Origin of the sequence: Sphingomonas phyllosphaerae FA2, assembly GCF_000427645.1 — a bacterium.
Classification (GTDB): Bacteria; Pseudomonadota; Alphaproteobacteria; order Sphingomonadales; family Sphingomonadaceae; genus Sphingomonas; species Sphingomonas phyllosphaerae.
This window is the reverse complement of the sequence record NZ_KE386571.1, coordinates 918286-930725: the sequence shown is the minus strand read 5'-3', so window position 1 is coordinate 930725 and position 12440 is coordinate 918286. Positions and strand designations below refer to the sequence as shown.

General features: G+C 66.7%; 14 protein-coding genes. 5 read left to right on the top strand and 9 right to left on the bottom strand.

All coding sequences use genetic code 11. The features are described 5' to 3' along the window. Positions 1-44 precede the first annotated feature (44 nt). Together rpiA and SPHPH_RS18935 are read right to left on the bottom strand one after the other, a co-directional pair. Positions 45-719 (bottom strand): ribose-5-phosphate isomerase RpiA, encoded by a 675-nt coding sequence (gene rpiA / locus SPHPH_RS0104890; RefSeq protein WP_028965687.1) that lies wholly within the window; start codon positions 717-719, stop codon positions 45-47. 37 nt (positions 720-756) lie between these two features. After that, complete coding sequence (locus SPHPH_RS18935) at positions 757-1056, bottom strand: hypothetical protein (protein ID WP_051272837.1); 300 nt, start codon at positions 1054-1056, stop codon at positions 757-759. A 159-nt stretch (positions 1057-1215) separates the two neighbouring features. Between SPHPH_RS18935 and uvrA the strand changes: the two genes are divergently transcribed. Further along, positions 1216-4113 (top strand): excinuclease ABC subunit UvrA, encoded by a 2898-nt coding sequence (gene uvrA / locus SPHPH_RS0104880; protein WP_028965686.1) that lies wholly within the window; start codon positions 1216-1218, stop codon positions 4111-4113. Next, on the top strand, positions 4110-4661 hold the full coding sequence (locus tag SPHPH_RS0104875) for a hypothetical protein (RefSeq protein ID WP_028965685.1): 552 nt from the start codon (positions 4110-4112) through the stop codon (positions 4659-4661). The genes uvrA and SPHPH_RS0104875 overlap by 4 nt, the downstream gene beginning before the upstream one ends. 165 nt (positions 4662-4826) lie before the next feature. Here the strand turns inward: SPHPH_RS0104875 and SPHPH_RS0104870 are convergent, their stop codons facing one another. Beyond that, a complete protein-coding gene (locus SPHPH_RS0104870) occupies positions 4827-5432 on the bottom strand; it encodes a BRCT domain-containing protein (protein WP_028965684.1) in 606 nt (201 codons plus the stop codon). Between the two features lie 256 nt (positions 5433-5688). Here SPHPH_RS0104870 and SPHPH_RS20400 point away from each other — a divergent pair, with 256 nt between their 5' ends. After that, on the top strand, positions 5689-6840 hold the full coding sequence (locus SPHPH_RS20400; RefSeq protein ID WP_156025832.1) for a hypothetical protein: 1152 nt from the start codon (positions 5689-5691) through the stop codon (positions 6838-6840). Continuing rightward, positions 6837-7283 carry a DUF3597 domain-containing protein gene (locus tag SPHPH_RS0104860; protein ID WP_028965683.1) on the top strand — a complete coding sequence of 149 codons (447 nt, stop codon included), beginning with the start codon at positions 6837-6839 and terminating at the stop codon, positions 7281-7283. Before SPHPH_RS20400 ends, SPHPH_RS0104860 begins: the two co-directional genes overlap by 4 nt. A gap of 21 nt (positions 7284-7304) precedes the next feature. Here the strand turns inward: SPHPH_RS0104860 and SPHPH_RS0104855 are convergent, their stop codons facing one another. Beyond that, positions 7305-8015 carry a glutathione S-transferase gene (locus SPHPH_RS0104855; protein WP_028965682.1) on the bottom strand — a complete coding sequence of 237 codons (711 nt, stop codon included), beginning with the start codon at positions 8013-8015 and terminating at the stop codon, positions 7305-7307. Beyond that, positions 8012-8281 (bottom strand): BolA family protein, encoded by a 270-nt coding sequence (locus SPHPH_RS0104850; protein WP_028965681.1) that lies wholly within the window; start codon positions 8279-8281, stop codon positions 8012-8014. Before SPHPH_RS0104850 ends, SPHPH_RS0104855 begins: the two co-directional genes overlap by 4 nt. Positions 8282-8326: 45 nt before the next feature. On the opposite strand from SPHPH_RS0104850, the gene SPHPH_RS0104845 reads away from it, so the two are divergent. Then, positions 8327-8920: a J domain-containing protein gene (locus SPHPH_RS0104845; RefSeq protein ID WP_051273214.1), complete on the top strand. Its 594-nt coding sequence runs from the start codon at positions 8327-8329 to the stop codon at positions 8918-8920. A gap of 4 nt (positions 8921-8924) precedes the next feature. Here the strand turns inward: SPHPH_RS0104845 and SPHPH_RS0104840 are convergent, their stop codons facing one another. The 4 genes from SPHPH_RS0104840 to sdhC form a co-directional block, all read right to left on the bottom strand. Continuing rightward, on the bottom strand, positions 8925-9497 hold the full coding sequence (locus SPHPH_RS0104840; protein ID WP_028965679.1) for a ClpP family protease: 573 nt from the start codon (positions 9495-9497) through the stop codon (positions 8925-8927). 217 nt (positions 9498-9714) lie between these two features. After that, positions 9715-11520 carry a succinate dehydrogenase flavoprotein subunit gene (sdhA, locus tag SPHPH_RS0104835; RefSeq protein WP_028965678.1) on the bottom strand — a complete coding sequence of 602 codons (1806 nt, stop codon included), beginning with the start codon at positions 11518-11520 and terminating at the stop codon, positions 9715-9717. Continuing rightward, positions 11520-11897 (bottom strand): succinate dehydrogenase, hydrophobic membrane anchor protein, encoded by a 378-nt coding sequence (sdhD, locus tag SPHPH_RS0104830; RefSeq protein ID WP_028965677.1) that lies wholly within the window; start codon positions 11895-11897, stop codon positions 11520-11522. Before sdhD ends, sdhA begins: the two co-directional genes overlap by 1 nt. Next, a complete protein-coding gene (sdhC, locus tag SPHPH_RS0104825) occupies positions 11897-12322 on the bottom strand; it encodes a succinate dehydrogenase, cytochrome b556 subunit (RefSeq protein WP_028965676.1) in 426 nt (141 codons plus the stop codon). Before sdhC ends, sdhD begins: the two co-directional genes overlap by 1 nt. Positions 12323-12440: the final 118 nt, after the last annotated feature.

The window sequence follows — 12440 nt, the reverse complement described above, 5'->3', positions numbered from 1 at the left end:
GTCGAACGCACCGGCGCGACGCCGGTTGCCGAGTCCCGTCTCCCTTAAACGCTCACCTCGACGCGTTCCAGCCGCGTAACGATGCCACCATCCGCGACATAAGTCGCATCCACTTCGTCGAGGAACAGCCCGTGCCCCAACACGCCCGGCGTCGCATCCAGCGCCATCGCCAGCGACCGCGGATCGGAAAAGTCGGCAAAAAGCGCGTCGAGCACGAGATTGCCGTTGTCGGTCACCCCGTCGCGTACCGTCACCCGCGCGTCGAGCATCGCCAACCGGTCGATGACGAAGCCACGTGCGAACGGCAGCACCTCGATCGGCAATTTGGCCGCGCCGATCGCCGCCACCCGTTTCGAGGCATCGGCGATCACCACCATCCGCGTCGACGCCGCGGCGACGATCTTCTCGCGCAGCATCGCCCCGCCTGCGCCCTTGATCGCCCACAGCCGGTCGTCGATCTCGTCGGCGCCGTCGATCGTCAGGTCGACGCGCGCCACCTCGGCGAAATCGCGCACGACGATGCCCAGCGCCGCGGCGCACGTGGCGCTGTCGACGCTGGTCGCGACCGCGGTGACACGCAGCCCTTCGGCCACGCGCCGTCCCAGCGCCTCGATCGCGAAGCGCACAGTCGATCCGGTGCCGAGCCCGACCAGCATATCGGGCTGCACCTCGGCCACGGCCGCCTCGGCGGCGGCGCGTTTGTCATCGTCCTGGGTCATCGCCGCCTCAGCGCTTCAGCCGCACGCTGGTTGCACGTCACGCGCGCGGCGCGAAGATCTTGCCGACCAGCAGCTCGGCCGCGCGCGCGAGCGCCTCGCCGCCCTCGTTGCGCGGTGCCTCGGATTTCGGCGTATCGGGGTTCGCCGCGCGCTCCGCCGCCCTGCTCGCCTCGCGCGAGAGCGCCGCGGTCGCCACCGCGCCGACCACCGCGGCCAGTGCCTGTTTGCCGGCCGGTCCCTGCACCTGCTCGATCAGCTTTTCGCCGGCCTTGCGCAGCTCCTTGGGCACCTTCACCCCCAGCACTTCCTTGGGCAGCTTGCCCTTCTTCTTCGCCATCGCCTCGCGCCTCCTGACTGTGACAGGCATATAAGACACCGCGGCCGCCCCGCAACTGTCGCGCGTGTCATGCGTCTTGCCGCAGTGCGGCACCCGCCCCACATCGCGCGCTCGCTGCGGGGCTGGACGCGGCCGAACAGATATGGAACAAACTCCCTTATGGCATTGACGACGATCTCCGTCCGCGGCGCGCGCGAGCACAACCTCAAGGACGTGAGCGTCGACATTCCGCGCGATACGCTGACGGTGATCACCGGGCTGTCGGGCTCTGGCAAGTCGAGCCTCGCGTTCGACACCATCTATGCCGAGGGGCAGCGCCGCTACGTCGAATCGCTGTCGGCCTATGCGCGCCAGTTCCTCGAGCTGATGCAGAAGCCCGACGTCGACCATATCGAGGGCCTCTCCCCCGCGATCTCGATCGAGCAGAAGACCACCAGCCGCAACCCGCGCTCGACGGTGGCGACCGTCACCGAGATCTACGACTATATGCGCCTGCTGTGGGCGCGCGTCGGCGTGCCCTATTCGCCGGTCACCGGCCTGCCGATCGCCGCGCAGACCGTCAGCCAGATGGTCGACCGCGTGATGGCGCTGCCCGAGGGCACGCGGCTCTACCTGCTCGCCCCGGTCGTGCGCGGCCGCAAGGGCGAGTATCGCAAGGAGCTGGCCGAGTGGCAAAAGGCGGGCTTTACCCGCGTCCGCATCGACGGCACGATCCACGAGATCGACGAGGCCCCCGCGCTCGACAAGAAGTACAAGCACGACATTGAGGTCGTCGTCGATCGCCTCGCGGTCAACGAAAACGCCGCCACGCGCCTCGCCGACAGTTTCGAAACCGCGCTCAAGCTCGCCGACGGCCTCGCCTATATCGACCCCGCCGACCCCGTGGAGCCGCGCACCCCCGAAAGCGTCGTGCTCGGCGACCACGCCCCGCCGGGCCGGATCGTCTTCTCCGAAAAGTTCGCCTGCCCGGTCAGCGGCTTCACCATCGCCGAGATCGAGCCGCGGCTCTTCTCGTTCAACGCACCGCAGGGCGCCTGCCCGGCCTGCGACGGGCTCGGCGAAAAACTGGTGTTCGACGAGGATCTGATCGTCCCCAACCACGAACTGTCGATCAAGAAGGGCGCGGTCGTCCCCTGGGCCAAGTCCAACCCGCCCTCGCCGTATTACATGCAGGTGATGGCCAGCCTCGCGCGCGAATTCGGCTTCTCGCTCGACACCGCCTGGGGCGAATTGCACCCGGAGATCGCCGACAAGATCCTCTACGGCACCGAGGGCAAGGCGGTGACGCTGACCTTCATCGACGGCAAGAAGAGCTACGACGTCAAGAAGCCGTTCGAGGGCGTGATCGGCAACCTCAACCGCCGCTCGGCGCAGACCGAGAGCGCGTGGATGAAGGAGGAGCTGTCCAAATACCAGTCGAGCCAGCCGTGCGAGGTCTGCAAGGGCGCGCGGCTCAAGCCCGAGGCGCTGGCGGTCAAGATCGCCGGCGAGGACATCAGCCACGCCACCCGCATGAGCGTGGTCGACGCGCTCGCCTTCTTCACCGACCTCCCCAACCACCTCGGCGATCAACAGCGCGCGATCGCCGAGCGGATCCTGAAGGAGATCATCGAGCGGCTCGGCTTCCTCAACAACGTCGGGCTCGACTATCTCAACCTCGACCGCACCAGCGGCACGCTGTCGGGCGGCGAGAGCCAGCGCATCCGCCTCGCCAGCCAGATCGGCAGCGGGCTGTCGGGCGTGCTCTACGTCCTCGATGAGCCGTCGATCGGCCTGCACCAGCGCGACAACGACATGCTGCTCGCCACGCTGCGCCGGCTGCGCGACCTCGGCAACACCGTGATCGTCGTCGAGCATGACGAGGATGCGATCCGCATGGCCGATTACGTGATCGACATGGGGCCGGGCGCGGGCGTCCACGGCGGACAGATCGTCGCGCAGGGCACCGTCAAGCAATTGCTCAAGAGCAAGACCTCGGTCACCGCCGATTATCTCAACGGCACCCGCCAGGTCGCGGTCCCGGCCAAGCGCCGCAAGGGCAGCGGCAAGAAGCTCACCGTCCACAACGCCACCGCCAACAACCTGACCGGCGTCACCGCGTCGATCCCGCTCGGCACCTTCACCTGCATCACCGGCGTGTCGGGGTCGGGCAAGTCGAGCTTCACGATCGACACGCTCTATGCCGCCGCGGCGCGCACGCTCAACGGCGCGCGCATCCTCGCGGGCAAGCACGACAAGATCACCGGGCTCCAGCATCTCGACAAGGTCATCGACATCGACCAGTCGCCGATCGGCCGCACCCCGCGCTCCAACCCCGCCACCTATACCGGCGCGTTCACGCAGATCCGCGACTGGTTCGCGGGCCTCCCCGAGTCACAGGCGCGCGGCTACAAACCCGGCCGCTTCAGCTTCAACGTCAAGGGCGGCCGCTGCGAGGCGTGCCAGGGCGACGGCGTGCTCAAGATCGAGATGCACTTCCTCCCCGACGTCTATGTCACCTGCGACGTCTGCCACGGCGCGCGCTACAATCGCGAGACGCTGGAGGTGAAGCACAAGGGGCACAGCATCGCCGACGTGCTCGACATGACCGTCGAGGACGCCGCCAGCTTCTTCGCCAACGTGCCGCCGATCCGCGACAAGATGGCGATGCTGGTCGAGGTCGGGCTCGGCTACGTCAAGGTCGGGCAACAGGCGACGACGCTGTCGGGCGGCGAGGCGCAGCGTGTCAAGCTCGCCAAGGAACTCAGCCGCCGCGCCACCGGCAACACGCTGTATATCTTGGACGAACCGACCACCGGCCTGCATTTCGAGGACGTCCGCAAGCTGCTGGAGGTGCTCCACGCGCTGGTCGAGCAGGGCAACACCGTGGTGGTGATCGAGCACAACCTCGACGTCATCAAGACCGCCGACTGGATCGTCGACCTCGGCCCCGAAGGCGGCGTGAAGGGCGGTGAGATCGTCGCCGCCGGCACGCCCGAGGAGGTGGTGAAGGAACCGCGGAGCTTTACGGGGCGGTATTTGGCGCCGTTGTTGGGGAAAGGCGCGAAGGCGGCGTGACCGGCTACCGGCCCGCCTTCGAAGCCGGGCTCCGCCTGCTCGCCCGCGCAAGCGAGTTGATGGAAAAACGCGGCTTTGCCCGACCGGTGCTGGTCGGCGGCGGCGCGGTCGAACTCTATACGCAAAGCGCCGTGATGACCGGTGACTTCGATGTCGTGACGCCGCGTCAGGAAGCGTTTGAAGAGGCGCTAAGCCAACTTGGCTTCGTCAGGCCTGCCGGTACTGGACACGTCCCGAACGGCTGGCTTCACCCCCAGCTATTGCTCGGCTTCGAAGTCGTTGCCGCTACAGTGCTGGACGGCGTCGCCGACCCGGAGCGATTGTTGCTGCTCGATTTGGGCGAGGACGGGCGCGTTGCCGTTATTGCAATCGAGGACATTATCGCGGATCGCATGGGTCAGTATGCATCGGGCAGCGCCCCTGCGATGCTCGAGCAGGCGCGCGCTCTCTTCGCGCTTCACCGCGACGCCGATGTGCAGTACCTTGATCGGCGTATTCGCTACGAAACGGCAGGCAGCCATGGCATCACCGACCTTGAACAATCGTAATGCAGTCGATTTTACCGACTTTGCTGCTGAAATTGCTGCACGTCGGGAGATAGCCGGCGTCATCAAGGTACCGCGGAATGCGGGCAAGCAGCGAACCACGAGCAAACGCACTCTGCTAAACGCGCTGGAGCAGCTCGGTGCGTCTTGGTGAGGATGCACATTACCTCATAGGTGCGAAATCCAATGTTCTTCTGAAACGATATTGATCGGCATACCGCTCTCGCGAAAGTCGACAGCTTTCACAATCTTGGTTCCGAAGGCCGAATGTTTCCATGACTCTGTGGCATAGGAGCCGATCACCAATACCGTCGTCCGCTGCGTCAACGTGCCCGCTGTACCGCCCCGCTCAAGAACCGCCTGTTCGCATTCGCGGCGTCCCCCGAAGCCGAAGGTGCCGGTGAAGCAATAACGCTGCGCTCGAAAAGATAGTGTAGGAGCCGGGTCACAGAGCGGCAAGGTCGATGGCTTCATCACCTCGCCCAACTCGAAGTCGCGACTCGAGAAGCTGCTGAGCGTGTCCAGTAACTCCGCGCATTCTTCCTCATCTGCCACGCCATCGGCAAGGATCGTGTTCACGCGGTCGTAAAGACGTCGGATCATGGGCTGATCGCTGATCGCAATGTTCGCGGCGAGCCATTTTTGCAGAAACTCGACTTCGCCTTGATTGATTACCCCGTCGGCTGCAATTCCACGAGCTAATCCAACAAGTTCATCGACTTGCCGCGATGTAATGCGGTCGGCTCCTAGCAGATTGTACCGCTGCTCACTCATAGCCAACTACGCTCCCCCAAGCTCGTCTTGCCCCACTAATATTCAGACTGGCAAAGCGCTGCTTCCCCTGCAAGTGGTATCCTCACGCCCGGCCGCGGCAAAGCCGCGTCGTCGGACGGCGCTTTCCGCGCCGCCGGCTGCGCCCGCCGCGGTTCGCCGCGCCGGTAGCTGCGCTACCGCCTTGGCGCGGCGGGCTGTCCTACACCCTCCAACATAAGCCACCCTCCCGCACCCTTTCCGCAGGAGGACACCGCACATGACCATTATGACCCCGATGGAAGGCATTACCGCCCCGGCCCGCCGCGCCACGCCGCCGCACCCTGCGGTCACCCTCCTCACCGAAACCACCCAATCCCGCCGCCACGACGGCTGGTCTGCCACCAACCAGCGCACCTTCCTCGAAGCGATCGCCGAGGGCCACGGCGTCGACGCCGCCTGCGCGCGGGTCGGGCTGTCCGCCACCTCCGCCTATGCCTTCCGCCGCACCGCCAAGGGCGCGGCGTTCGCGCTCGGCTGGCGCGCCGCGTCGCTCGTCGCACGCGAGGTCGTTGCCGAGACGCTGATGGTCCGCGCGCTCGACGGCCAAACCGACACCTACACCCGCGCCGACGGCTCCGTCGTCACCCGCCATCGCCACGACAACCGCCTCGCGATGAGCCTGCTCGCGCGCCTCGACCGACAGGTGGAGGCCGCCCCCGACACCGACGTCAAGGCCGCGCGGCTCGTCGCGCAGGAGTTCGACGCCTATCTCGATCTCGTCGCGCAGGACGGTGGCGCCGCCCGCGCCGGGCTGTTCCTCGCGCAGCGCAGCGGCGCCCTCGATGCAGAGGACGCCAGCGCCGCCGATCTCGCTCCGCTCTACGCGCTCGCCGCCGCGGATCGCTTCGCGCGCACCGGCCACGCCAGTGCCGCCGACGTGCCGGTCGCCGATCTCGACCCCGCGCAGCGCCAGCACTGGACTGCCGAACAATGGGCGCGCGCCGAGGCGGCCGGGCTGATCGCCTTCGCCGCCCCGCCCGCCCCCGATCCGGCCCCGCCAGCGTCTCAACATTCGCAACATTCGGCCCCGCCCGCCGACCCGGTGTGGTGGGACGATCAGGCGCAGGACTGGCGCACCTACTTCCCGCCGCCTCCGGATTTCCTCGGCCTGGAGGACGGCGATCCCGCCGATCTCGACTACGAACGCTCGCTCACCGATGCCGAGGAGGCGCTGATGGGCGACGCGCCCCATGGCCCGGACGGGTCGATGCTCGCGGAACTGGCGGCGGAGCGCGATGCGTGGTTCGGTGCACGTGCCGCCGCGCCGCGCGATGCCGCGCCACCGCGGTACGACGAGGCCCCTGAACCTTCGTGGTTCGCCGACGTTGCCCCTGCATCCTTCCACGACACAGGAACGCTTGCGACATGAGCATCTTCGGCGCGATCAAGAAGGCGATCTTCGGCGACCACGGCCCGCTCGGCGGCCAGTTCTCGGGCAAGAAGGACGCTCCCGCCGCTCCGCCCCCCGCGCCGGGCGCGTCGACCGCCCCGGCGGCGCCCAGCCCCGCGCCCGCCCCGGCGGCCCCCACCCCCGCGCCCACCGCGCAGGCGCCGGTCGATGTCGAGGCGGTGCTCACCGGCATCGCGCAGCAGAAGGGCAATCCCGATCTCAATTGGCGGACGTCGATCGTCGATCTGATGAAGCTGCTCGATCTCGATTCCAGCCTCGCCAACCGCAAGGAACTGGCCACCGAACTCGGCTATACCGGCGAGAAGGATGGCTCGGCGGAAATGAACATCTGGCTCCACAAGGCCGTGATGCGCGAGCTGGAGAAGAGCGGCGGCACCGTTCCCGCCGCGCTCAAGGACTGACGGCCAGGCGGACGGCGACGCTCAGCCGTCGCCGTCCAGCTCGGGATAGTGGCGGAAGATGCCGTCGGTGTTGAACGCCACCCGCCGCTCGCTCGCCAGATAGGCTGCCACCGCCGGCAGCGCCGCGACCGCATCGTGCAACGCTGCCAGCCGCGGATAGTCCCCGGCAAGCGCCGCCATCCGCCGCGGGAACATGTAGCGCAGGCCCGCGACGATCTGGAACAACGCCATGTCGACCCCGCTCCACGCCGCGCCCGCCACGAACGGACCGTCCTCTGCCCCCAGCGCCGCCTCGAAATGGTCGAGGAACTTGGGGATCCGCTTGCGACGAAACTGCCCCGCCGCCCGCACCGCCTCGTCGCGCTGCTCGCGGTACCAGGCCATCGGATCGACCGGGTGGTGCACCGCATGAACCTCCGCAATCAAATCGGCGACGGTCAGTTGCAACTGGTGCAGCCAATATTGCATTCCCGCATCCTGCGACCCGATTCCGTGGCGATCTTGCAGGAACAGCACGATATCCGCCACCTGCGCCACAGTCACATCGTCCGCGACCAGATACGGCGGCGCGAACGGCGCGCGCGGCCCACGCCCCGCCATGTCGCGCATCATCGCCTCCGCCCCGTCGTCGCGCGCCCGGTCGCGATAGCCGATCCCGCCCGCCTCCAGCACCAGCCGCACGAACTCGCCGCGCCCCTGGATCGTCGGCCAGTACCACAGGTCGTACGTCATTCGCCCGGCGCCTTCGCCTGGATGGCAAGCGCATGGATCCGCTCGGCGAGCAGATCGGCGAGCGCATGGTTGATCAGCCGTTGCCGCGCCACCCGCGACTGGCCGGCGAACGCGGCACTCTCGACGATCACGCGGAAATGGCTTTCGCCCGTTCCGTCATCGCCGAGATGCCCGCGATGCTGCGCGCTTTCGTTGATGACCTCCAGCCGGTTCGGAGAAAGTGCAGCGGTCAGCCGCTGGGTAATCAAGGTGGCGATGTCAGTCATGCGATCCCATATAGCGCCCTTTGTGCGTCAAGCGACGAGTGAGTGGTGAAACCCCAGAACGATCGACCCCATACGCGTTTCCACGGCCGGGTGGCGGACTCCGACAAGCCATGCGCGCATCCCGGCTGCCCGGAACCCGGCGAGTTTCGCGCACCCCCGCTGGAGGGCGCCGGCGCGCACGACGGGCCGCCGCGCTTTCGCTGGTTCTGCCTCGACCACGTCCGGGCCTTCAACGCCGGTTACAATTACTTCGACGGCATGACCGCCGACGAAATCCATCAGGCACAGCGACCACTGGCAGGATGGGAGGGAGAAACGCGCGCCTTCTCGAAGACGCGGATGGGGGATCAGGGACCGCGCTGGGCCGATTTCACCGATCCGCTCGACGCGATCGGCGCGAAGTATGCGCGCACGTCGCCGCGAACGAACGGGCGTCCTCTGTCCCAGGACGATCGCCGCAGCCTGGAGACACTGGGCCTGTCACCCGATGCCGACCGCAGCGCGCTGCGCAAACGCTATTCCGAACTCGTCCGGCGCTATCACCCCGACCGCAATGGCGGTGATCGCAGCCACGAGGCAGCGCTCGGCAAGGTCATCGCCGCCTATCAGCACCTCCGCCGCGCACCTGCCTTCGCGTGAGCGGTCAGATGATGTCGAGCACCAACCCGAGTTCACGCGCCTCATTCGCCTCGATGTACCAATTGTTCGGGGCGCGCTCCTTGATCTCGTCGATCGTCACCTTGCTCCCGCGGACAAGATCGGCGAAGCCTTCTTCCTGAATGCGGATCGAGTCCTCGATCTCGTTGAGCTTGGCCTTCAGCACCGGCGCCAGCGTGTTGAGCGGACCCGAGAGCTGGATGGTCGAATTCATCAGCCGCTCGTGAATCATGATCCGCGAGTTGCGCGTCAGGAAGCGCTTGTCGACCGGAAAGGCGGACATGAACGTCGCCCCGGCCGAATAAACCGCGACCTTGCCGAGGAACAGCGCCTCACGTCCGCTATATTCGCGCAGCAGCCGGATCGAATCGCCCATCGCCCGCGCCATTTCAGGATCGCCGCCGAGCGTGGTAATCGACACCACGATTGGCCCGTCGCTCGGCGCAGAGACGAGCTGGTCCTTGAAATTGGCGTACATCATTTCGTCCACGGTGCCGTGGAGCTGGATGTGCGGGGCCGCGAGCAGCGGGTAGGCGGCGGCGTTGTGGTTCTCGGTCATGCCGCGCTCAAGCCACGAGCCCGGCACGAGTTCCGCTCCTGTCCTGCAAGGCGGCGATCCGCTAAAAGGGCGTGACATTTGCCACACGCTCTTTCTCAGCTACGATGAGTACGCAGCTCCTATAAAACCGTCGCCCCCGCCTTGAGCCGGGGCCCCGCTTCTTCTGACGCCCTGAAAAGCGGGGCCCCGGATCAAGTCCGGGGCGACGAAACCAACCTCAGTAAACGCGCTTCTTCGGCTTGATATATTCGGCATCGTCGGTGAGCGTGTAATCGTGCACCGGGCGATAATCGATCGCGGTCGCGCCACCCTTGCCGCCCCAGCCGTCGAAGGTGGTGATCGTGTGCTTCATCCAGTTCGCGTCGTCGCGCTCGGGGAAATCCTCGTGCATGTGCGCACCACGGCTTTCCTTGCGGTTCTCGGCGCTCTTCATCGTCACGACCGCCTGGCCGATCAGATTGTCGAGTTCCATCGTCTCGACCAGATCGGTGTTCCAGATCAGCGAGCGATCCGCGACGCTGACGTCGTTCATGCCCTGATAGATCGTCTCGATCTTGCCGACACCCTCGCGCAGCAGCTCGCTGTCGCGGAACACCGCGCAGTGGCGCTGCATCGTCCGCTGCATCTCGGCGCGCAGCTTGGCGGTCGGCGTGCCGCCCTTGGCGTTCCGGAAATGATCGAGCCGGCCGAGCGCCATCTCCTCCGAGCCCTTGGGCAGCGGATTGTGCGGCGTGTTCGGCTTGAGCATCTCCTTCAGGCGCAAGCCGGTCGCCCGCCCGAACACCACCAGATCGATCAGCGAGTTCGAACCGAGCCGGTTCGCACCGTGCACCGAAACGCACGCCGCCTCGCCGACCGCGAACAGCCCCGGCACCACCGAATCCGGGTCGCCATCCTTCAGCCGCACGACCTCGCCGTGATAGTTACAGGGGATGCCACCCATGTTGTAATGGACGGTCGGGGTCACCGGCAGCGGCTGGCGCGTCAGGTCCACGCCCGCAAAGATCTTGCCCGTCTCGGTGATCCCCGGCAGCCGCTCGTGCAGCACCTTGGGATCGATATGGTCGAGATGAAGGAAGATGTGGTCCTTGTCCTTGCCGACGCCGCGGCCCTCGCGCATCTCCATCGCCATCGAGCGTGCGACCACGTCGCGGCTCGCCAGATCCTTGGCCGACGGCGCATAGCGTTCCATGAAGCGCTCGCCCTCGGAGTTGGTCAGATACCCGCCCTCGCCGCGCGCGCCCTCGGTGATGAGCACGCCCGCGCCGTAGATGCCGGTCGGGTGGAACTGCACGAACTCCATATCCTGCAAGGCGAGGCCGGCGCGCAGCGCCATGCCGTTGCCGTCGCCGGTGCAGGTGTGCGCCGAGGTCGCCGACTGGTAGACGCGCCCCCCGCCGCCGGTCGCCAGCACCACCGAATGCGCGCGGAAGCGGTGGATCGAGCCGTCTTCCATGCACAAGGCGATCACGCCGCGGCACGCACCATTTTCCATGATGAGGTCGAGCGCGAAATATTCGACGTAGAAATCGGCGTCATACTTCAGGCTCTGCTGATACAGCGCGTGAAGCATCGCATGGCCGGTCCGGTCGGCCGCGGCGCAGGTGCGCTGCACCGGGGGGCCCTCGCCCATGTTCTGCATGTGCCCGCCGAACGGCCGCTGGTAGATCGTACCATTGTCGTTGCGGCTGAACGGCACGCCGGCGTGCTCCAGCTCGTAGACCGCGGCGGGCGCCTCGCGGACCATATATTCGATCGCGTCCTGGTCGCCGAGCCAGTCGGAACCCTTGACGGTATCGAACATGTGCCACGACCAATGGTCCGGCGTGTTGTTGCCCAGCGAGGCCGCGATGCCGCCCTGCGCCGCCACGGTGTGCGACCGGGTCGGAAACACCTTGGTGATGCAGGCGGTCTTCAGCCCGCTCTCGGCGATGCCCATCGTGGCGCGCAGGCCGGAACCGCCCGCACCCACGACGACCGCGTCATAGGTGTGGTCGATGATCTTGTAAGCGTCGGCAGACATCAGGCGGCGGCTCCGAAAGCGACCTTGAGGATCGAGAAGATGGCGGTGCCGGCCGTGGCGAAGGTGAACACGGTCACCAGCACGGTCAGCACGAAACGGCTTTCCTTGTGAGCGTAATCCTCGATCACGACCTGCAGTCCGAGGCGGAAATGGTAGAAGACCGAGGCGATGAACAGCACCATCGGCACCGCGACCCAAGCCGACTGCAGCCAGATCCGCACCGTGGCATGGTCATAGGACGGCAGCGTGGCGATCGAGGTAAGCAGCCAGACGAGCAGCAGGAAGTTGCTGCCTGCGGTCAGCTTGTGATGCCACCAATGCTGCGCGCCATGCCCGGCGCTGCCCAGACCGCGCACGCGGCCAATCTCGGTACCCATTACTTGATCCCCAGGAAAAGCCAGAACGCCACCGTCAGCGCGATCGAGGCGACGAAGGTCAGCACCGCCAGCCGCCGGTTTACCTTCAACTCGAACGCCGCTCCGGTATCGAGCACCAGATGGCGGATGCCGCTCATCATGTGCTGGAACACCGACCACGTCAGCCCGACGCCGACCACCCAGCCCAGGATGTTGAGCGATCCGGTCGAGGTGGTGAACACGTCGAGGAACACGCCATAAGCGCCGGGGCCGGCCGCGATCGCGGCCAGCCACCACACCAGCAGCAGGGTCCCCACCGTCGCCATGCCCGTCCCGGTCACGCGGTGCACGATCGACACCGTCATCGCCGGGCTCCAGCGATAGTGGATTTGCATGGGGCCGCTGAACAGGTGCGGGCTGCGCGGGCGGGCGGGTTTCGAGGCCAAGCGCGAAATTCCTTGAATATGGGCCGGTGCTGGCGAGTTTGCGGCGGTCTATGCGTCCACGGCGCGCACGATGCAAGCGCGGTGGGCGGATCGCCCCTGCCAAAGTCGACCCCGGTCC